Source organism: Paraburkholderia flava (genome assembly GCF_004359985.1).
GTDB lineage: Bacteria > Pseudomonadota > Gammaproteobacteria > Burkholderiales > Burkholderiaceae > Paraburkholderia > Paraburkholderia flava.
This window is the reverse complement of sequence record NZ_SMRO01000003.1, coordinates 711,389-731,301: the sequence shown is the minus strand read 5'-3', so window position 1 is coordinate 731,301 and position 19,913 is coordinate 711,389. Positions and strand designations below refer to the sequence as shown.

Annotated in this window: 18 protein-coding genes; 10 read left to right on the top strand and 8 right to left on the bottom strand. The window is 62.4% G+C overall.

The window, feature by feature from the left end:
- Positions 1-176 precede the first annotated feature (176 nt).
- Together E1748_RS25795 and E1748_RS25790 are read right to left on the bottom strand one after the other, a co-directional pair.
- Entirely contained in the window at positions 177-824 is a 648-nt protein-coding gene (locus tag E1748_RS25795) for a response regulator (protein ID WP_133650095.1), read from the bottom strand.
- A gap of 151 nt (positions 825-975) precedes the next feature.
- Positions 976-2,295: an MFS transporter gene (locus E1748_RS25790; protein WP_133650094.1), complete on the bottom strand. Its 1,320-nt coding sequence runs from the start codon at positions 2,293-2,295 to the stop codon at positions 976-978.
- 97 nt (positions 2,296-2,392) lie between these two features.
- Here E1748_RS25790 and E1748_RS25785 point away from each other — a divergent pair, with 97 nt between their 5' ends.
- From E1748_RS25785 to E1748_RS25765, 6 genes are all read left to right on the top strand, one after another.
- Positions 2,393-3,280 carry a LysR family transcriptional regulator gene (locus tag E1748_RS25785; RefSeq protein ID WP_133650093.1) on the top strand — a complete coding sequence of 296 codons (888 nt, stop codon included), beginning with the start codon at positions 2,393-2,395 and terminating at the stop codon, positions 3,278-3,280.
- 102 nt (positions 3,281-3,382) lie between these two features.
- Positions 3,383-5,158: a phospholipase D-like domain-containing protein gene (locus tag E1748_RS25780; RefSeq protein WP_133650092.1), complete on the top strand. Its 1,776-nt coding sequence runs from the start codon at positions 3,383-3,385 to the stop codon at positions 5,156-5,158.
- 93 nt (positions 5,159-5,251) lie between these two features.
- Positions 5,252-5,668, top strand: coding sequence for a MarR family winged helix-turn-helix transcriptional regulator (locus tag E1748_RS25775; protein WP_133650091.1), 417 nt, complete (start codon positions 5,252-5,254; stop codon positions 5,666-5,668).
- Between the two features lie 48 nt (positions 5,669-5,716).
- The gene (locus E1748_RS25770) at positions 5,717-6,109 is read left to right on the top strand and encodes a tautomerase family protein (protein ID WP_133650090.1); all 393 of its coding nucleotides are present in this window, start codon (positions 5,717-5,719) and stop codon (positions 6,107-6,109) included.
- A 49-nt stretch (positions 6,110-6,158) separates the two neighbouring features.
- On the top strand, positions 6,159-6,293 hold the full coding sequence (locus E1748_RS31960) for a hypothetical protein (protein ID WP_276324137.1): 135 nt from the start codon (positions 6,159-6,161) through the stop codon (positions 6,291-6,293).
- 116 nt (positions 6,294-6,409) lie between these two features.
- A complete protein-coding gene (locus tag E1748_RS25765; protein WP_133650089.1) occupies positions 6,410-6,856 on the top strand; it encodes a hypothetical protein in 447 nt (148 codons plus the stop codon).
- 68 nt (positions 6,857-6,924) lie between these two features.
- On the opposite strand, the gene E1748_RS25760 is transcribed toward E1748_RS25765, so the two are convergent.
- Entirely contained in the window at positions 6,925-8,001 is a 1,077-nt protein-coding gene (locus E1748_RS25760; protein ID WP_133650088.1) for a DUF6765 family protein, read from the bottom strand.
- Between the two features lie 259 nt (positions 8,002-8,260).
- Positions 8,261-8,725: a hypothetical protein gene (locus tag E1748_RS25755; RefSeq protein WP_133650087.1), complete on the bottom strand. Its 465-nt coding sequence runs from the start codon at positions 8,723-8,725 to the stop codon at positions 8,261-8,263.
- A 522-nt stretch (positions 8,726-9,247) separates the two neighbouring features.
- Here E1748_RS25755 and E1748_RS25750 point away from each other — a divergent pair.
- Positions 9,248-10,225, top strand: a complete 978-nt coding sequence (locus E1748_RS25750) for a hypothetical protein (RefSeq protein ID WP_133650086.1) — start codon at positions 9,248-9,250, stop codon at positions 10,223-10,225.
- Positions 10,226-10,244: 19 nt separating this feature from the next.
- Entirely contained in the window at positions 10,245-10,889 is a 645-nt protein-coding gene (locus tag E1748_RS25745) for a hypothetical protein (RefSeq protein WP_133650085.1), read from the top strand.
- Positions 10,890-11,001: 112 nt separating this feature from the next.
- On the opposite strand, the gene E1748_RS25740 is transcribed toward E1748_RS25745, so the two are convergent.
- Positions 11,002-11,541 (bottom strand): single-stranded DNA-binding protein, encoded by a 540-nt coding sequence (locus E1748_RS25740; protein ID WP_133650084.1) that lies wholly within the window; start codon positions 11,539-11,541, stop codon positions 11,002-11,004.
- Between the two features lie 79 nt (positions 11,542-11,620).
- Positions 11,621-12,808 (bottom strand): MFS transporter, encoded by a 1,188-nt coding sequence (locus E1748_RS25735; protein ID WP_133650083.1) that lies wholly within the window; start codon positions 12,806-12,808, stop codon positions 11,621-11,623.
- Between the two features lie 263 nt (positions 12,809-13,071).
- Here E1748_RS25735 and uvrA point away from each other — a divergent pair, with 263 nt between their 5' ends.
- Entirely contained in the window at positions 13,072-15,951 is a 2,880-nt protein-coding gene (uvrA, locus tag E1748_RS25730; RefSeq protein ID WP_133650082.1) for an excinuclease ABC subunit UvrA, read from the top strand.
- Positions 15,952-16,154: 203 nt separating this feature from the next.
- Positions 16,155-17,240: an AI-2E family transporter gene (locus E1748_RS25725; RefSeq protein ID WP_133650081.1), complete on the top strand. Its 1,086-nt coding sequence runs from the start codon at positions 16,155-16,157 to the stop codon at positions 17,238-17,240.
- A gap of 854 nt (positions 17,241-18,094) precedes the next feature.
- Here E1748_RS25725 and purU read toward each other — a convergent pair.
- A complete protein-coding gene (purU, locus tag E1748_RS25720; protein ID WP_133650080.1) occupies positions 18,095-18,964 on the bottom strand; it encodes a formyltetrahydrofolate deformylase in 870 nt (289 codons plus the stop codon).
- Between the two features lie 72 nt (positions 18,965-19,036).
- Complete coding sequence (locus E1748_RS25715) at positions 19,037-19,891, bottom strand: NUDIX hydrolase (RefSeq protein ID WP_133650079.1); 855 nt, start codon at positions 19,889-19,891, stop codon at positions 19,037-19,039.
- Positions 19,892-19,913: the final 22 nt, after the last annotated feature.

The following is a 19,913-nucleotide window of genomic DNA, read 5'->3' as shown; positions in this document are numbered from 1 at the left end:
GGACGCACCACCGGCGCGTCCCGCCGACGACCGGAACGCAGGCAACGGCCCCGCGATCCCGCCGGCTCGTCCGATCCATGACGGACGAGTCCGGTCGCGAGCATGACTCAGCGATCGTCCAAGCGACATCAGATAGTTCTTAAAACAGCGCCCCGGACGCCCGCAGTAAAGCGTATCTACAGCAAGCCATTCGCTCGCACGTAGATGAAGAGCCCCGCATCGTTGTTGACGCCGAGCTTCACCATCGCGTCGCGCTTCTGCCGGCTCACGGTGCGAACGTCGCGCTCGAGCGTGCGCGCGATCCCCGAGATCGACTGGCCCGCCGTGAACAGGCGGACCACTTCCGCCTCGCGCGGCGACAGCCGACGCTGCTGCACGCTGGCCGGCGCGTCGCCGCCCGTCACCGCGATCGCGTCGAGGATCGATTTGCCGAGATACGCGCGTCCGCATGCCGCGCGGCGGATCGCAACAGCGAGTTCGTCCATCGGCTCGATCTTGTTGAGAATGCCGGTGACGCCCTCGGCGAGAATCGAACGCAGGACTGCGGCGTTCGTCAGGCCGGTCAGCACGACGATGCGCATCGACGGCCAGCTACGGCGCACGCGGTTCAACAGGCACAGGCCGTCGGCGGTGCTGCCATCCGCTTCGGGCATGGTGAGGTCGGTGACCAGCACGTCGCACGGCGTAGCGCGCAGTAGATCGAGCAGCGCCGTCGGGCCACCCGCTTCGCCGACGACAGCAATGTCGGCGTGTGTCGCGAGCGAAACGCGGGCGCCAAGCAGAACGAACGGATGGTCGTCCGCCAGGACGACGCGAAGTGTCACGAGAAGATCCCCTGATATGGCTTTATCTGCGATCACATCATGCGTCGCATCGAATGCCCATCAGAGAATTCCGAATCGCGTGGGGGTGTGATGGCACTGCATTGTGAGCGGCTGCGTTGCGGGCATCTGCAACGCAGCCATTGCGGACAACTTAGCGGACGTCCTGCGCAACGCGGCGTGACCGCGTCGTGCTCACCCCAGCGCCCGTACGTACTGCCGTCACTGCGCGCGGGAACACCGGCAGCGCAATCAACGCGAACACACTCGCCACCGCCCAGACCGCGGGCCACGCCCCGATCGACAGCAACAGAGGAATCGCGAGCGGCGTGACGAACAGCGTCAGGAACGCGCCGGTGTTGCCCATCGCGAGCGCGGTGCCTGCACGGCTCGTACCGGCGAGCGTCGCGAGTTCCGTGAACGCGACACCGTGCCACGCCGATGCGGACACGCCACCCGCGACGATCATGCCGGCGAACACCAGGGTCATCGCACCGTGCGGCATCCCAAAACCGGCGACCACCAGCGCGAGCGAAGCAAACAGTACGGCGGTGATCACGCTGCATGCCCGCATGTAAGCGCGACGGTTACCGTGCCGATCGGTCCAACGGCCGCTCCATACCCGAGCGATGGCAGCACCCGTCTGCACAGCTGCCATCGTCGCGCTGATCGTCACGACGCCCGCGTGGCCGAAGTCGTGCAGGAACACCGTACCGAACGTGACGACCGCGAGTTGCGGCACGCAGAGCGCGCCGATGCCGAGCGCGACCCGCCACACCGCGACATCGCGCAACGGAGAACGCGGTACGGACACGGCATCGCCGTTGCGGGTCGTCGTGCCGTCGGCCGATACGCTCGCCGCAGCCGGCGGCTCATGCAGCCAGCGATACGCGAATACCGCCGTCACCGCGCACAGGACCGCCAGCACGCTGTACACCGCGACGAAACCGCCATGCGCGGCAAGCGCCGGCAGCGCGAGTGCGCCGAGACCGCCGCCGGCGGGAACCGCCGTCTGCCGGATGCTCATCGCGAGGCCGCGTTCGCCTTCGCGGAACCACGCCATCACCGCGCGTCCGCTCGACCCGTTGACGCTGCCGCCCAGTATCCCCACCAGCAGCAGCCAGGACGCGAGCGCCGCGACACCCGGCACCGCGTCCGGGCGCGGCGCGGCGACCAGCGCCATCGCGGCCAGTGCCGCAGCCGTCAAGCCGAGTCCGAGCAGCAGCACGCGACGATCGCCCCAGCGATCGGTGAGCATGCCCCACGGCAGTTCGCTAACCGCGATGCCGAGTCCCAGCATGCCGAGCACCAGCCCCAGCGCGCTGTTGTCGATGTGATAACCCGAGCGGAGAAACACGGCGGTCGTCGGGATGCCGGAGAACGCGGCGGAGAAACTGGCGTTCGCCGCAAAGCCGACGCCGAGCACCTTCCACCGATGATTACGCGCCGCAGCGCGGGACAGGTTCGATTCCATGATGACAGCCTCCATGAGGATTTAGCGTCATCGTAGGGGTGGACCTTCCATCGGAAAAGCGGGAAAATAAGATGACTTCCATCGGAATATCCGAATCATGAACCAGCGTGCTTTCGATCTGAACCAGTTGCGTACCTTCGTCATGGTCGCCGAGGCCGGCAGTGTGTCGGCGGGTGCGGAGCGGGTGTTTCTGTCGCAGTCGTCGGTCAGCGAGCAGTTGCGCAAGCTCGAGGAGCGTGCGGGCCAGCCGCTGTTCCTGCGCAGCAAGCAGGGCGTCACCGCGACGCCCGCCGGCGCGAAGCTGCTCGATCACGCGCGGCGCATTCTCGCGATGAGCGAAGCCGCGCTCGAAGACCTGCAGGGCCGCTCGCTCGACGGCGAGCTGCGCATCGCGATCACCGACTACTACCGGCCGCACGACATCGCGCGCGTGCTGAAGACGTTCTCGGAGCAGCATCCCCGGCTGCGTCTGCACGTGACCGTGATGCCGAGCGCGGTGATCGACAGTCATGCCGACGGCGACGCGTCGTTCGATATCGGGTTATCGCTGCGCCTCGTCACGCCGGGCAATCGTCGCGTGACGGTCGGTGCCCGGTCGACCGGCAAGGTGGTCCGGCGCGAGCGCCTGCTGTGGGTCAGCGCCGTTGACGCCGAGCCACACGTGACGGCGCCGTATCCACTCGTGCTGTTGCCGTCGACGTGTCAGCTGCAGCGCTTCGTCGTGAAGCTGCTCGACGAACGCAAGGTGCCCTATCTGATCTCGCACTCGGCGTCGGGTGTCGCGGGTTTGCAGCTTGCGTTGAAGGCGGGGCTCGGCATCTCGTGTCTGAACGAGTCGTCGATCGGGCCGGGGGTGGTTGCGTGTCCGCCGGGGAGCGGATTGCCGGCGTTGCCCGCGGTCGAATTCCATCTGCTGCCGGGGCGGCCCGGCGAAAGTCAGCTGGTGGCCAACGCGCGCGAGGCGCTGACTCGCCTCTTCAGTTGAACGGATTTTTCTGCGGACGAGCGGTCGCTGCATCCGCCGCTGTCATCGTTTTAACAAGCGCCTTCTGCACACTGCGTCAAATCGACCACGCAGAGGTAATGGATGAAAGTCAGCGTCCGAAGCTACGTATCCCCGACACTTGTCCTGCTCGCGTTCGACTGGCCCGAAGGCCACGCACGCGACGACTTTCTCGGATTCGCGATCCGGCGCACGCCTGGCTTTTTGCACGCGGACGGCCGTACACGCGAAGCGAGCAGCTGGCTGCCGAACCGCGTGACGTTCGCCGGCCCCGCCGCCGACATCCAGCGCGATGCACCGACCAGCGAAGCGCCGATCCAGAAGTTCATGTGGTGGGATGCGCGCATCGATCCGCCGGATCGTCAGAAGACGTTCACCTACGAAGTGTGGCCGGTGGTCGGTACGCCGACGCAGCTGCAGCGTCTGGGCAGCGACGTCGGGAATGTTTCAGTGACGCTGCCGGCACACGTCGAAGACGGCATCGGCACGTGGTTCAACCGTGCGGTGGTCAGCTCGCAGGCGTTCTCGCGGATGGTGAGCACAATGAAGCTCGGCCATAACGAAGCGCCTTCGCCCGAGCAGGCGCTGAAGCTGCGTACGTGGCTCGCGAACGATCTGGAACAGACCTTCGAGACGGTTTTCGACGGCGCGGCGCGCGCCGTGTCGGCGGTGTATCACCTGACCGATTCGCTGTGGGCGATCCCCGCGTTCGAGACGTTCGGCCGCGCGCACGGCAAGGACGCGCTCGCCGTCGTGTACGACGCGCACACGGTGCCGGTGAAGGGCAAGCCGGCGCAGCCGTCGCCGAACCAGCCGGCCGTCGATGCGTTGATCGATCTCGCGCGCTGCCTGCCGCGCGACAAGACGCACATCATGCACGACAAGTTCATCGTCGCCGGCGACGCGCAAGCGAACACGCCGCCCGACCGCGTGCTGACCGGCTCCGCGAACTTCACGACTGAGGGCATCACCGAGCAGGCCAACGTGCTGCATCTGTTCGAATCCGCCGAGCTCGCGCAGCACTACAGCGATCGCGCAGCGGCGCTCTCCAGCAATCCAACGATCGCGGCGACTGCCGCGCTCACGCCGGGCTGGTCGGACAGCATGCAGGTCGGCAGTGCACAGGTGCGCGTGTGCTTCTCGCCGGAGCCGAAGAACCAGCGCACGCAGATCGATACGATCGTCGACGCAATCGGACGCGCAAAGCATTCGGTTATGTTCTGCCTGTTTATGCCGACCGACGCGCCGTTGCGCGATGCGTGCTTCGCCGCTGGCGATCGCGGGCTGATGATGTTCGGGCTCGTCAATCACATCAGCGCGAAGTCAGCGACCGATGCCGAGGCCGCGCAACACGACGGCAAGGTCGTCAACACGACGCAGCTCGCGAATCTCGAGCTGTATCACCGCAGCCGCGATCAGCGCGACGTGATCGATGCGAACTACTTTTCGCCGGCCACCGTGCCGGACGGTTTCATGCCGGAAATGCAGGTGTTTCCCGGCGAAAAGGCGCCGCCGTACGCGCCCGTCATCGTGCATCACAAGTTTCTCGTGATCGACGCGGAAGGCTCCGACCCGATCGTCTATTCGGGCTCGGCGAACATGAGCCAGAACTCCGAGCACTACAATGACGAGAATCTGCTCGAAATCCGCGACAAGCGGATCGCGGCGATCTATCTCGCGGAGTTCCTGCGTCTGTACGAGCATTACCGCGCACGCGCCATCGCGATCGAGGAACAGCGTAGCGGCACGACGCACGAACGGTTGATCCTGCAGCCCGACAGTAGCTGGTCGGCGAAGTATTTCGTCGACGGTAGCGCTGAGGCGAAGGCTCGCGTGGCGCTGGCTAACGACGTGCAGTAGGCGATTCTCGCGGCATACGGGTTCATTTCGACGCCCGTTTGCCGCATTCGAAAAGTAGTTGCAATGCTAACTACACTGCACTAAGCTTCGTCCATGTTCGACGAATGCCTTTACTTCAACACGACCGCACTCGCTCGCCGCCTCGAGCGCGAGTGGACCGATGCGTTCGCGCCGTTCGAGCTGACGCCGCCGCAAGGCTTCATGCTGCGGGCGATCATCAATCGCCCCGGCATGCTGGCGCGGGAGTTGTCGGATCAACTGGTGATCGCGCGGCCTACCGCTACGCGTGCGCTGGATGGGCTGGAAGCGCGCGGTTATATCGAGCGCCGCAGGACGAATGGCGACGGTCGAGAGGTGGCGATTTTCCCGACATCGAAAGCGGTCGACATCAAGGTCGCATTGAACGGCGCAAGCGCCGCGGTAACAGCGCGGCTCAAGCGGGTACTGGGCAGCACGGAGTTCGGCGAGACCGTTGCGAAGCTTCGCGACGCTCGTTCGGCACTTCCCTGAATTTTTTTACCTAGATAGTTGCAACGCTAACTAAATGGAGCTCGTAAAATGCCGATTCTCAACGTGAAGGTCAGCGCGAAAAAGTCGCGCGAAACGACAGAGCGCATCGCTACGCTGCTGCTCGATCTGACTACCCGCATCCTCGGTAAAGATCCGAAGGTGACGGCGATCGCGATCGAATACGTCGATCCGGACGACTGGATCGTCGGCGGACAATCGCTGAGCGCGCAGGGCAAGAGCAGCGTCTACTTCGACATCAAGATCACCGACGAGACCAACACGAAAGCCGAGAAAGCACGCTATATCGAGGCCGCGTTCGCAGGCTTTTCAGAACTGCTCGGGAATCTGCACGAGGAAAGCTATATCTACGTGCAGGACGTGCGGGCAGCGTCGTACGGTTACGGCGGCAGGACGCAGGAATATCGGTATCAGCACGCGTGATTTTCATCGCCCGCATGGCGGGCGCTGTGAGCGCGCAACGGAGCACATCATGAAACGACTGGGCGCATTTTTCATCGCGAGCTGGCTGGCCGCCGCGATTCTCTACTTCGGCCAGCATTCGGTTGCGATGATCGCGTTGAGCGGCGCGGTGATGCTGGGCGGCTACGATCTGCTTCGTCCGTAACGTTCACGTCGTGCGTCGATGCGCTAAGCTCTCATCGGGCGCCGGGTCGAATCATCCGATGAAATCCGGTTCGCCGTACGGTTCGGTGAAGTAAGACCCGACGAGGAGGCGCGACGATGAAACCAGTTCACGCAGCACTCACCGCAATCATGTTTGCCTCGACGACGTATGCGATGTTTGCATCGTCGATGGCTCATGCGGACGATTCGCCCGGACCGTGCCCTGCGCTCAAGCGCATCGTCGCCGCAGCACCCGGCGGCTTCGGCGGATTGCAGACCAGCGACGTGCAAGGTATCGCGCAGCCCGCAGGCGACAACGTGCAATGCGGTGCGATGTCTGGCGGTTATCAATGCGAGTGGACGCCGCACGGCGAAGGCGGCGAACATGCGGGCGCACTCGAGAGCGTCGCGGCAGACGTCGCGTCGTGTCTTCCCGATGCGACGCACGATGAGAATTCGCCGGCACGTCAGCACTTTTATCTGGGTCCACGCGATCAGCGTACGGAAATCGCGATCACGATGGCGGACGCGAACCGCATCAGACTCACCATTTCACGCCGATAGCATCGCCATACACCGGAAACAAAAAACCCCGCACGTGCGGGGTTTTTCGACTGTGGCTGCTCACAGGTTCACGTGAGCCGCAGCCCGAATGTCGGCAGGATTTGTTGAATGACCACGAAGAGATGTTCCTTCGTCGCGTCGTGGAATTTCCGGTAATCCGAATCTTCGAAGTGCTGCGACCAGTTCGGCGCGTCCCCCCGGTCGTCTTTCGCCGTGAGGCCGGTGGCGAGATGCTTCCACGAGTGCGGCCCCTTCGGGATATAGGGCGGCAGTTCTTCCTTCAGACCAGGAATCTCGCCGGCGGCGATCGCGTCGCCGATGCGCGTGAGGCGCGCGTTGGAATCATGGCTGCGGCTGTCGCCAAGCAATGCGCCGATCGCCGTCTTCGCTTCCGCCGACAAACCGGGTTGCGTCTCGAACGCCTGCGTCCCCGCCTTGAATGCCTGCACGACCCGGCAGGTCATGTCCGCAGCTTCGATGTACGCAGGCAGATTGTCGCGCTCGACGAATTCATGCGAGCCCTTGCAGCGATACCGCCATCTCACCCACGGCATGTCGGGGAAATGCAGCGCGGCGCCATGCCCCAGACCCGAGACCATATCGATACTGACGGTGGCCACATCCAGACCGACCTTGACCAGCATGTGGCTTAATCTGCCGCGCCAGGTGTCGTGATCGTAGTCGTCGCCTTCGAGGTGCGTAATCCGGTTGTAGTCGCTCTCGATACCGGCGAAGCCCTGGTGGGCCCACGTATCCACATAGACGTGGAGCGTCACGCCGAGCCGGTGCAGCGCGTTGTACGCATCGTGGGCGGCGAGCGAGCGCCGGACCATCATCTTCGCGACGTCGCTATTCGGACGGCACACCGCGCGCTGGTCGAGCGTGTCGCCCTGTGCGCCGGGCAGGAAGTGAAACGGCACCCAGATGCGGCGATTCTGGTTATCGTCGGCGTTCTTGTAGTCGATCAGATCGTGCGCGCTGGCAATGCGCTCGAAGGTCTCGCCGCCGGCAAACTTCAGCAGCCCTTCCGTCGTTGCATCGTCGACGTACTGACACGAATGCGCGACGGTCCGCGCCTCGTCCACGCTCATGCCGCCCAGACGGGCGACCGCATAGACGACCCCATAGTGAAAATCGATATTCATTGCGAACCCACGCTTTTTGGTCGTTATCCTGTCTGCATGATGCATCGCGCCCGCAGCGATCGCCACGCCGCCGCACGATGCATTGGAAATGCAGACTATTTTCTATGAAAACGAATGCGCGCGGATGACAGGGAATGCATCAGTACGCTTCGCTTTTCGAAACTGCTACACGAGCGTTAATGAAGACGAACGGCGTCCGGTCAATGTTCAATGCGCGCGGCGCGTGGCGGAACGCCGATTTCACCGCGGCACACGACATTCAGTGCGCCTGACCGCCAGACAGATGCGCACTGAGGAACGGCACATAACCGTTCAAGCCCTTGAGGATTTTCCCCACGCACTTGTCATAGTCCGAGCCTTTAGCGTCGTTGGATCCGTACATCCCCGGACATTGCGCGAACAGCGCGAGCGTCGCGCCGGCCCCCTTCGCGACCCGAGTCGCCGAGAACGAGACCTTGCCCGAACTGAACGGCACGTCGGTGTCGATCGCGACTGCGTCCGCACGAATCACCGACGTGTCGGAATGCTGCTGCACGTACTGCTTCGTGAGCGCCCACGCCGCGTCGCAGTTTTCCGGCTTGCAATCGACCGCCGCATTGTGTTGCGCGGTAGTCAGACTGCCCTCGTTGCGTTCGTATCTCTGCGCCTGCTGCTGTTCTTTTTCGGCAGACGAGCAACCCGCGAGCGCAAGCGCGACGAGTGCAAAAGCGGCGATCTTTCTCACAGCGAAATCTCCATGGATACGGTCGAGCGCAATTATAGCGGCGCGTGCGGGACGTCTACAGCAACGGCGGTTCGCGCGGGCGTCCAGTGAAATATCCGCCGTGATCGCAGGCAGCGGGATATTGCCAGGCACGGGTTTAAACAGCGACGCCTGAGATTGCAAAGCGCGTCGATCGCCGGGTCGTATTCACGGTTCGGGCATTTTGAGGTGGATTATCGTCTCGCGAATAACGTCGCTCCAACAGGGGATGAGACGATTATCCACTTTATATTTCCGCGACCGGACACCTCAAAAATCGAGACAGCAATTTATTTTAAAAATAGTACCCACAAAATCGTTATCATCCACGACGGTATCAAAGTAGATAGAGCTATCTACTTTGATACCGTCGAAGCTTCCCAGTATCCAGGTTCATTAAATCTTCACGAGCAGCATGCCCGTCAGCACATTTATACCGGAGCTTCGATTCATCGCCGGTAAAAGCGTCCGACAAACCAGGCCAAATACAAATACAGGTGAAAAATGACCTCCAAGTTCTTCGTGATTGCAGCATCCGCGTGTCTGTTGCTGTCCGCCTGCGGTGGTGATGACGTCAAAAATGGCGGTAGTTCCGGCGGCGGTACCGCCAACGGCGGCACGACCGGCACCGGTCCTACAACAGGCACGGGCTCCGGCTCCGTGCGGACGATGGTGTATGAAGCACTGGCAGCGCCCACCGACGCAACCTCGTTCCTCGCCCAGTTGAATACGGAAGGCGCGAAGGGCTACCGCTATATCGCCGAAGTATCCTTTTCGGGCGACGGCGGCAGTATCAAGAATGTCTTCATCAACGACGGCTCCAACACGTACAGCTACGAATTCCAGGCTGCGGACGCCACGCAGGCCGGCTTTATCGCGCAGGCGAACCAGGAGGGCACGAAGGGCTTCCGCTACGACGGCCCGCTGACGTTCGGCAATCTGTATCGTCATCAGGGCAATGCGTCATCGACGTATACGTACGCCGCGGTCGCCGCACCGACCGGTTCGGCCGCGTTCCTGACGCAGGCCAACGGGCAAGGCCAGAACGGATACTGGTACTACGGGCCGGTCCAGCTGGATGCGGCGAGCACGTCGCTGTACATGAAGGACAACTCGTCGTCGTCGACCTATACGTACGATGCCGTGACGCCGGCGCAAAGTGCCGGCGACCTGGTGACGCAGGCGAACAACGAAGGCGCGAAGGGCTACCGCTTCAAAGGCGGCATGGGATTCGGCACCGACAGCGCTGCGGTCTATGTGAAGGATCAGTCGCAATCTGCGACCTTCACGTATCAATCGCAGACGCCACAGTCGACGAGCGCCGCGTTCATCCAGCAGGCGAATGCACAAGGCGCGGAAAGCCAGGCGTACCTCGGCGATCTCGGCTTCGGTGCGCCACCCGTACCCGTGTCGCTATACTTCCTCGCGAACGGATGCACGGGTTTCCTGTGCTCCTCGCTCAATACGTTCACGCAGAACTGAACGACCGAGGACAGCCGTCGTGCGAATCAAACAGGGAGAAGCGATCGTGCAGCAGATCCGGATGTTAAAACGGCGACGGCTGATCGCCGGGCTCGTGGCGGTGGCGTCGATGACGCAGCTTCGTTTCGTCGCTGCGCAGACGGCTCCATCAGCGGCATTTCGTTTCAACGGGGCCGACTATCTTTTCCGCTGGACCAACGACAAGCTGTTCGAATTCACGCCACCGGGGCAGACGGATCTCGATCACTGGACCGAGATGGTATCGGTCGTCGCGTACCGCGACATCAAGACCGCGGACGATCTCGCCGCCCAGGCCAACGGGGTACTCGAAGGCAACAAATCGAGAGGCAGCGTGGTGCTGAAGACGAACTCCGTGCCGATGACGTCCGATCGTCCGGCCGAACATTTTCTCGCGTCGATGATGGCGGGACCGGGTGTGGTCGAAGGCGTGTTCACGCGCTTCGTGCTGGTGGGCGGGATGGGTTATGCGCTGATCTTCTCGCATCGGGTCTACGGAGCGGATCTGCATGACACCGCGCAGTTGCTGGGTGCGTGGGAAAACGCGCATGGTCCCGATACGGAGAGAGCGCTGATGAACTTTGCGCCGGTTCCGACTTTGAGCATGCTGGAGAAGTGGAAGAGTGCGGGGCCGTCGAAGGTGTAGAGGCACGTCGACTCAGAGCAAGCTGGAAAAAAAAGGCCCCGGGATATCCACCCAGACGGTTGGTCTGGATGAAAAGCCTGGGGCCTTTTGTACTGCTGCGATTCGTGTTCGGTTAGAACGGAATATCGTCATCCATCTCATCAAACCCGCCGCCTGCCGGCGCGCTCGGACGGCTCGAACCACCACCGCCACCGCCGCTACGTGCACCACCGCCACCACCACCGGACACAGCGCGACCACCACCACCGCCACTACGCTCCGACGGCTCACCACGGCTATACCCACCGTCATCGCCACCACCGCCGCCACCCGCACCGCCACGGCCACCCAGCATCTGCATCTGATCGGCGACGATTTCAGTCGAATAACGGTCGGTGCCGTCCTGCGCCTGCCACTTGCGCGTGCGAATACGGCCTTCGATGTAAACCGACGAGCCCTTCTTCAGATATTCCGACACGATTTCCGCGAGCCGGCCGAAGAACGACACGCGATGCCATTCGGTCACTTCCTTGAATTCGCCGGACGCCTTGTCCTTATAACGATCGGTCGTGGCAAGGCGAATGTTCGCCACTGCGTCGCCGCTCGGAAGATAACGAACTTCCGGATCGGCGCCGAGATTGCCGACGAGAATGACCTTGTTCACGGATGCCATGAGTTTCTCCTGTTGATTCCGTTGCAGGCGGCTCGACCGATAGATCGCAGCCTGCCGCCGATGAGTCTTATGAGCCCTGTCAGGCCTTGCGCGGCGGCTGCTTCATGTTTGCGGCGATTATAAGCCAGCAAAACACGAGCGCAGAACACGCGTAGAAAACCGTACTCGCACCGTCCGCCTTCAGCAGCCAGCCGCCCATCACGCCGCCGAGCGCGAGGCCGATCGACTGGGTCGTGTTGTACACGCCGACCGCCGCGCCCTTGCGGGTGCCCGGCGCCAGTTTCGACACGAGCGATGGTTGCGACGCCTCGAGAATGTTGAAGCCGAGGAAGTACACAAAGAGGATCGCAGCCACACTGAGGATGGTATGCGGGGCCGCGCCGAGCAGCAATTGGCCGATCAGGATAAGACCGATGGCCGAGACCAGTACGACTTTCATCTTGCCGCGTTTCTCGGCGGCGATGATCGCGGGAACCATCATCACGAACGACAGGCCCATCACCGGCAGGTAGATCTTCCAGTGTGAAGCGACCGGCAAACCGCCCGCCTCGAGAATGCGCGGCACGACGAGAAAGAGCGCGGTCTGCGTTGCATGCAGCACCAGCACGCCGAAATTCAGACGCAGCAGTTCGACGTTGTGCAGCACCTCGGCGAACGGCGCCCGCACGTGCACCGGCTTCGGCGCGTCGGGCACGACCCACAGCACGACGCCGATCGCGAGAATCGAGAACACGCCAACGAGTGCGAACAGCCCGCTCATGCCGACCCAATGGAACACGATCGGCGCGCCGACGATCGCCACCGCGAACGACATGCCGATACTTCCGCCGACCATCGCCATTGCCTTGGTGCGATGCTCCTCGGCGGTCAGGTCGGCGATAAACGCGAGCACCGCCGACGACACCGCGCCCATCCCCTGAATCACCCGCCCCACGATGATCCAGGTCATGTCGTGCGCGCCGGCCGCGACGAAGCTGCCGATCGCGAAGATCAGCAGGCCGGTGGCAATCACTGGCTTGCGGCCGATCTTGTCGGAAATCCAGCCGTAGAAGATGTAGAGCATCGACTGCGTGACGCCGTACGCACCGAGTGCGATGCCGACCAGCAGTACGTTGTCGCCGCCGGGAATCGTCTTCGCGTAGATCGAGAAGACCGGCATGATCATGAAGAGGCCGAGCATGCGCAGCGCGAAGATGGCGGCCAGCGACGCGGTCGCGCGCAACTCGGGCGCGCTCATGCGTGAGGAGAGTGCGGACGGATTGGACATCGAGGACGATTTTTGGATGATCGGGCAGCGCGCAGGCGACGCCCCAGTGGCAGATTCGTCGCCGCCTTGCAGTCGCGCGAAATGACCGCAAATACCAGCAGAACGCTCCGCCCGCGACGGTTGCGCGCGACGCTGGACCGTTGCCTCGCCGCCCGCGCCGCGCCTGTTGCGCGCCGTCAGGACGCCGTAACGGCGGTCTGGAAAAGTCGTTATAGTAGCAGGTTTGGTTTGCCTCTCTTTCCACCATCTCATGGAATAAATGCGTGGAACAAATCCGTATCCGTGGGGCCCGCACCCACAACCTGAAGAACGTCAATCTTGACCTGCCGCGTCACAAGCTGATCGTGATTACCGGCCTGTCCGGCTCGGGAAAATCGTCGCTCGCCTTCGATACGCTGTACGCGGAAGGCCAGCGCCGCTACGTCGAGAGTCTGTCGGCGTACGCGCGGCAGTTTCTGCAGCTGATGGAAAAGCCGGACGTCGACCTGATCGAAGGGCTGTCGCCGGCTATTTCAATCGAGCAGAAGGCGACGTCGCACAATCCGCGCTCCACGGTCGGCACGGTCACGGAAATCCACGACTACCTGCGGCTGCTGTACGCGCGGGTCGGTACGCCTTACTGCCCGGATCACAACATCCCGCTCGAAGCGCAAAGCGTGTCGCAGATGGTCGACGCGGCGCTCGCGCTGCCGGAAGACACCAAGCTGATGATCCTCGCGCCGGTGGTGGCGAACCGCAAGGGTGAGCACGTCGAGCTGTTCGAGGAAATGCAGGCGCAGGGCTTCGTGCGGTTTCGCGTGCGCTCGGGCGGCGGCACGGCGAACGAAGGCGTCGCGAAGATCTACGACGTCGAGACGCTGCCGAAGCTGAAGAAGAATGACAAGCATACGATCGACGTCGTGATCGACCGCCTGAAAGTGCGCGCCGACATGAAGCAGCGCCTCGCGGAGTCGTTCGAAACCGCGCTGCGCCTCGCCGACGGCCGCGCGATCGCGCTCGAAATGGATACCGACGCCGAGCATCTGTTCAGCTCGAAGTTCGCGTGCCCGATCTGCTCGTACTCGCTGCAGGAACTCGAGCCGCGGCTCTTCTCGTTCAACAACCCGATGGGCGCGTGCCCGGAATGCGACGGCCTCGGGCAGATCACGTTCTTCGATCCGAAGCGGGTGGTCGCGCATCCGTCGCTATCGCTCGCAGCCGGCGCCGTGAAGGGTTGGGACCGGCGCAACCAGTTCTATTTTCAGATGCTGCAGAGTCTCGCGGCATTCTACGAATTCGACATCGATACCGCGTTCGAAGACCTGCCGGAAAAAGTCCGCAAGATCCTGCTGTACGGCTCGGGCAAGCAGACCATCCCGTTCTCGTACATCAACGAGCGCGGCCGCACGTCGGTACGCGAGCATGTGTTCGAAGGGATCATCCCGAATCTCGAACGACGCTACCGCGAAACCGATTCGGTCGCGGTGCGCGAAGAACTCGCGAAGTATCAGAACAATCAGGCGTGCCCTGCGTGCGAAGGCACGCGGCTGCGCCGCGAAGCGCGCTTCGTGCGGATCGGCTCGGACAGCGACGCACGCGGCATCTTCGAAGTGAGTGGCTGGCCGTTGCGCGACACGCTCGGTTATTTCCAGACGCTGCGGCTCGAAGGTTCGAAGCGCGAAATCGCCGACAAGGTCATCAAGGAAATCGTCGCGCGGCTCACGTTCCTGAATAACGTCGGGCTCGACTATCTGTCGCTCGAACGCAGCGCGGAAACGCTGTCGGGCGGCGAGGCGCAGCGCATCCGGCTCGCGTCGCAGATCGGCTCGGGCCTGACCGGCGTGATGTACGTGCTCGATGAACCGTCGATCGGCCTGCATCAGCGCGACAACGATCGATTGATCTCGACGCTCAAGCATCTGCGCGATCTCGGCAACTCGGTGATCGTCGTCGAGCATGACGAGGACATGATCCGGATGGCGGACTACGTCGTCGACATGGGGCCCGGCGCCGGCGAACACGGCGGCATGATCATCGCCGAAGGCACGCCGGACGAAGTGCAGGCGGACCACGCATCGATGACCGGCCAGTACCTGTCGGGCGCACGCACGATCGAGTACCCGGACGAGCGCAAATCGCCCGACGAACGGCATCTGCGCATCGTCGAGGCGTACGGCAACAACCTGCAGCACGTCACGCTCGATCTGCCGGTGGGGCTGCTCACCTGTGTGACCGGCGTGTCGGGTTCGGGCAAATCGACGCTGATCAACGACACGCTGTATCACGCGGTCGCGCATCACCTGTACGGTTCGTCGGCGGAGCCTGCGCCGTACGAGGCGATCGAAGGACTCGAGCATTTCGACAAGGTGATCAACGTCGACCAGTCACCGATCGGCCGCACGCCGCGCTCGAACCCGGCCACCTACACCGGCCTGTTCACACCGATCCGCGAACTGTTCGCCGGCGTCCCCGCCGCGAAGGAACGCGGCTACGATCCGGGCCGCTTCTCGTTCAACGTGAAGGGTGGCCGCTGCGAATCGTGCCAGGGCGACGGCGTGCTGAAGGTCGAGATGCACTTTTTGCCGGACGTCTACGTGCCGTGCGACGTCTGCCACGGCAAGCGCTACAACCGCGAAACGCTCGATGTTCAGTACAAAGGCAAGAACATCAGCGAAGTGCTCGACATGACCGTCGAACATGCACACGAGTTCTTCCGGGCGGTGCCGGTCATCGCGCGCAAGCTGAAAACGCTGCTCGACGTCGGGCTCGGCTACATCCGTCTCGGCCAGTCGGCGACGACGCTGTCGGGCGGCGAAGCGCAACGCGTGAAGCTTTCTCTGGAACTGAGCAAGCGCGACACGGGTCGCACGCTATATATACTCGACGAACCGACTACCGGCCTGCACTTCCACGACATTGCGCTGCTGCTGGGGGTGATTCACCGGTTACGCGATCAGGGCAATACCGTCGTGATCATCGAGCATAATCTCGATGTAATCAAAACCGCCGACTGGGTCATCGACCTCGGTCCGGAAGGCGGTGCGGGGGGCGGCCAGATCATCGCGCAGGGGACGCCGGAGCAGGTGGCGAAGTCGAAGGCAAGTTTTACCGGTCGGTATCTTGCGCCGTTGCTTAAGCGGGCGGCATTGGCGGCGGTGAAGTGAAGGTGGGGTGCGGGGTGAAGTGACGTATGGGTCGACGCCAGAATAAGCGCTAAAGCACTGATGGAGATCGACGCCGGAGTAAGCGCTAAAGCACTGATGGGGATCGACGCCGGAGTAAGGCGCTAAAGCGCCAACTCCAGCATGGGATCAGAGTAAGCGCTAAAGCGCTAACTCTGATCGACACAGGAGACAGGGAAGGAGCGATGACCAAGCGTAACGAGGCGCCCGACGACGGGCAGGTGCAGGACCTCAGACCACGCCCGGTCAGGCTGACGAGCGACATGAGCCTGCCGAAGTTGTCGGCCGTCGAGATCGGCAGTTATATCGTCGCGCTGTTCGCGATGTGGGCGGTGCTGCATCTGAAGCTGCTCGGCGCATTGCTCGCGGGCATGCTGGTCTATCAGCTCGTGCACACGATGTCCCCGCGGATCGAACGACACATGTCGAGCAAGCGGGCGCGCTGGCTGTCCGTCGTGCTGCTGTCGATCGTGATCGTCGGTGTGTTGGCAGGCTTTGTGATCGGCGTCACCGAACATTTCGAGAAAGACGTCCCGAGCGTGCAGAAGCTACTCGACCAGGCGATGCAGCTAATCGACCAGGCACGCGGCCGGCTGCCGGAATTCATCGCGACTTACCTGCCGGTCGATACCGACCAGATGAAGCAGAAAGCGACGATGCTGATGCACGCGCATGCGAGCCAGTTGCAGCAGGGCGGCAAGAACGCGGCGCGGGTGTTCACGCACGTGCTGCTTGGAATGATCATCGGCGCGATCATCGCGATCGGCGCGCAGAGGCAATCGCAGCGGCTACCGCTGTCCACAGCGTTCGTCACGCGGGTGAGCCGGTTCGCTGACGCGTTTCGCCGGATCGTCTTTGCGCAGATCAAGATATCGGCGTTGAACTCGACGTTCACGGGTCTGTTCCTGCTGGTGCTGTTGCCGCTCATGCATGCGCCGCTGCCGCTATCGAAGACGCTGGTGCTGGTGACGTTCATCGTCGGTTTGCTGCCGGTGATCGGCAATCTGATCTCGAATACGTTGATTGTCGCGGTGGCGTTGTCGGTGAGTTTTCCGGCTGCGGTTACGGCGCTTGTGTTTCTGATCGTGATTCACAAGCTCGAATATTTTTTGAATGCGCGTATTGTTGGTGGACAGATCGAAGCGCGTGCGTGGGAGTTGCTGGTCGCAATGCTGGTGATGGAGGCTGCGTTTGGGATTCCTGGCGTAATCGCCGCGCCGATTTTTTACGCGTATATCAAACGTGAGTTGATTTATTTGAGGATGGTATAGGGCTCGTTTCTGTTCTTTGTCATTCTTTCGCTTTTGCTTTTTGCTTTTTGCTTTTTGCCTTTGCAGGCGAGAGCTTGTTTGATCTTCGCGGCGCGGCGCTCTCTTCTTTTGGTGCGCTCCTCTTCTTTTCTTCCGCACGGCGGTGCTTACTCGCGCCTCGCGGCGCAGGCGTTGCCCCTGTGCGGGGCGGCACCTACTTTTCTTTGCCGCGGCAAAGAAAAGTAGGCAAAAGAAAGCCGCCGAGACGAAGCTTCTCCTTTCCGTGTGTGACCCCAGTGGCCCTCGCCTAAATGGGCGCCACGTTCACCCTGCCTGATGGTCCGAGACGAGATCGTCTCCCTTGCCGCAAACCGAAGTGACAAGGCACCCGCACATCCCGCGGCGCACTTGTGTGCGCGCGGACCGGTCTGCTTGGGAAACCATCTGGAAGATTGGGGCGCAGGCAAAACGCGATCGCGTTGAGCGCGGTGAGTGGCCGCCACAAACATATGGCCGCATGTGCAATGGCCACCCCGCCAGGCGATCACATTGAAAGAAGGGTGTTATGCCTCACGGCGGCGAAGCGCGCCGGAACGGATGACTGCCTTGCCACGATGGCAAACAATGCGAGGGCAAGTCTCGTCTCGGACCACTACGCAGTGGTGAACGTGGTGTCCACTTAGGCGAGTGCCACTGTGGTCACACACGGAAAGGAGAAGCTTCGTCTCAGCGGCTTTCTTTTGCCTACTTTTCTTTGCCGCGGCAAAGAAAAGTAGGTGCCGCCCCGCACAGGGGCAACGCCTGCGCCGCGAGGCGCAAATAAGCACCGCGCGGAAAGCAAAGAAACCAGGCGAAAAAAACCAAAAACCAAATTCCTATTTAAATACGACCGTCTTACTCCCATTCAAAACAATCCGATGCTCGACGTGCCACCTCACAGCACGCGCCAGCGTCACACACTCCACATCACGCCCGATCGCCGTCAACTGCTCCGGCGTCATGCTGTGATCGACACGCTCCACTTCCTGCTCGACGATCGGCCCTTCATCGAGATCCGTCGTCACGTAATGCGCCGTCGCTCCGATCAACTTCACACCGCGATCGAACGCCTGGTAATACGGCTTCGCCCCCTTGAAGCTAGGCAGAAAAGAATGATGAATATTGATCGCGCGACCAGTAAGTCGCTCACACAACTGCGGCGACAAAATCTGCATGTAACGCGCAAGCACCACGAGATCCGCACGATGCTCGTCGATCACTTCAAGCACGCGCGCTTCCTGCGCAGCCTTCGCATCAGGCGTTCCGCTCAAGAGCGGAAAATGATGAAACGGAATGTCGTAGCTCGCGGCGAGCTGGTAAAACTCTTTGTGATTCGAAATGATCGCGGGAATCTCGATCGCCAGTTGCCCCGTGCGATAGCGGAACAACAAGTCGTTCAAGCAATGCCCGATCTTCGACACCATGATCACCACTCGCGGCTTCACCGTCGCGTCGTGCAATTCCCAGCGCATCTCGAACTGCTGCGCGAGCGTGTCGAACGACGCACGCAACGCGTCGAGACCCGGGTCGCCGCCCACCTGCTGAAAATGCACGCGCATGAAGAACTCGCCGGTGCGGCTGTCGCCGAACTGCGCCGAGTCGAGAATGTTGCTGCCTCGCTCGAACAGAAAGCCCGATACCGCATGGACGATGCCGGGCCGGTCGGCGCACGACAGTTTCAGAATAAAGCTGTGATCGGTCGACATGACCCGGTAACTCCCTTCCAGTCGCTGATTCGTTTCAATGTGCGGTCGTGCGGTGTGACGCGCGCTACCGCGTTAACCGTGCGGCAAAGGCGGCGGCGCGAACAGCGCGTCGATACCCACGCACGCGTCTTCGTCGATCCATCGGCGGCGCAGCAGGCAATCGAGCGTCGCGAGACTCGCATCCACCGTCATCGCGCCGTCTTCGATCCAGCGCGCGACTTCGTCGATGCGCGCAAGCCGGTGCTCGCCCACTTCGCCATCCTGATTGTGCGGCGTGAAATCGGGCGGCAGCGCGAGGTCGTAGATGAAAATCTGCTCGGCCTGCGTGCCTTCGGGTAACGACTGCAGCACGTGCGCGGTGCGGCCCGGTGTGGCCCGCGAAGCGATGTCGCTTTCGATACCCGCCTCTTCCCAGCATTCCTTGACGATCGTCTCGTCGATCCCGAAGCCCCAGCCGATCCCGCCCGCGACGACGTTGTCGAGCATGCCCGGATCGGTGGCCTTCGTATCGCTGCGTCGCGCGATCCACAACTGCGGTACGCCGTTTGCGTATTCTACGACGCCGTTCAGATGCACCGCGTACGTCATCGTGCCGAAGAAGCGCGACGACGCGCGTTCGATGTACGCGAGCGGCGGCGCCTCGAACGCATTGCGGATCGCGTAGGTTTCGTCGCGCCAGCCGGGAATCCGGCCGTCCGCCGCGAGTGCGCCGATCACGGCGCCTAGCGCTGCACTTCGCGCATCGACGGTCGCGAACTGCGATGCCAGCACGACGCACTTCGAGTCGATGGTGAACACGTCGGGCCAGCGAGCGAGCAACGCGACGTCGGTTGCGCGAATCCAGCCGACCTGTTGTCCATCGATCACGAACGGCCGGTGTGCCGCCGGATCGAAACGGCGCGCGGCGACGATGCAGGGCAAGCTCATGCGAAATGTCCTCGTGCGTGCA

Coding starts and splice junctions, on each gene's coding strand:
- E1748_RS25790 (WP_133650094.1), bottom strand. CDS start 2,295: ATGGAATCGAACCTGTCCCGCGCTGCGGCGCGTAATCATCGGTGGAAG.
- E1748_RS25785 (WP_133650093.1), top strand. CDS start 2,393: ATGAACCAGCGTGCTTTCGATCTGAACCAGTTGCGTACCTTCGTCATG.
- E1748_RS25780 (WP_133650092.1), top strand. CDS start 3,383: ATGAAAGTCAGCGTCCGAAGCTACGTATCCCCGACACTTGTCCTGCTC.
- E1748_RS25775 (WP_133650091.1), top strand. CDS start 5,252: ATGTTCGACGAATGCCTTTACTTCAACACGACCGCACTCGCTCGCCGC.
- E1748_RS25770 (WP_133650090.1), top strand. CDS start 5,717: ATGCCGATTCTCAACGTGAAGGTCAGCGCGAAAAAGTCGCGCGAAACG.
- E1748_RS31960 (WP_276324137.1), top strand. CDS start 6,159: ATGAAACGACTGGGCGCATTTTTCATCGCGAGCTGGCTGGCCGCCGCG.
- E1748_RS25765 (WP_133650089.1), top strand. CDS start 6,410: ATGAAACCAGTTCACGCAGCACTCACCGCAATCATGTTTGCCTCGACG.
- E1748_RS25760 (WP_133650088.1), bottom strand. CDS start 8,001: ATGAATATCGATTTTCACTATGGGGTCGTCTATGCGGTCGCCCGTCTG.
- E1748_RS25750 (WP_133650086.1), top strand. CDS start 9,248: ATGACCTCCAAGTTCTTCGTGATTGCAGCATCCGCGTGTCTGTTGCTG.
- E1748_RS25740 (WP_133650084.1), bottom strand. CDS start 11,541: ATGGCATCCGTGAACAAGGTCATTCTCGTCGGCAATCTCGGCGCCGAT.
- E1748_RS25735 (WP_133650083.1), bottom strand. CDS start 12,808: ATGTCCAATCCGTCCGCACTCTCCTCACGCATGAGCGCGCCCGAGTTG.
- E1748_RS25725 (WP_133650081.1), top strand. CDS start 16,155: ATGACCAAGCGTAACGAGGCGCCCGACGACGGGCAGGTGCAGGACCTC.
- purU (WP_133650080.1), bottom strand. CDS start 18,964: ATGTCGACCGATCACAGCTTTATTCTGAAACTGTCGTGCGCCGACCGG.
- E1748_RS25715 (WP_133650079.1), bottom strand. CDS start 19,891: ATGAGCTTGCCCTGCATCGTCGCCGCGCGCCGTTTCGATCCGGCGGCA.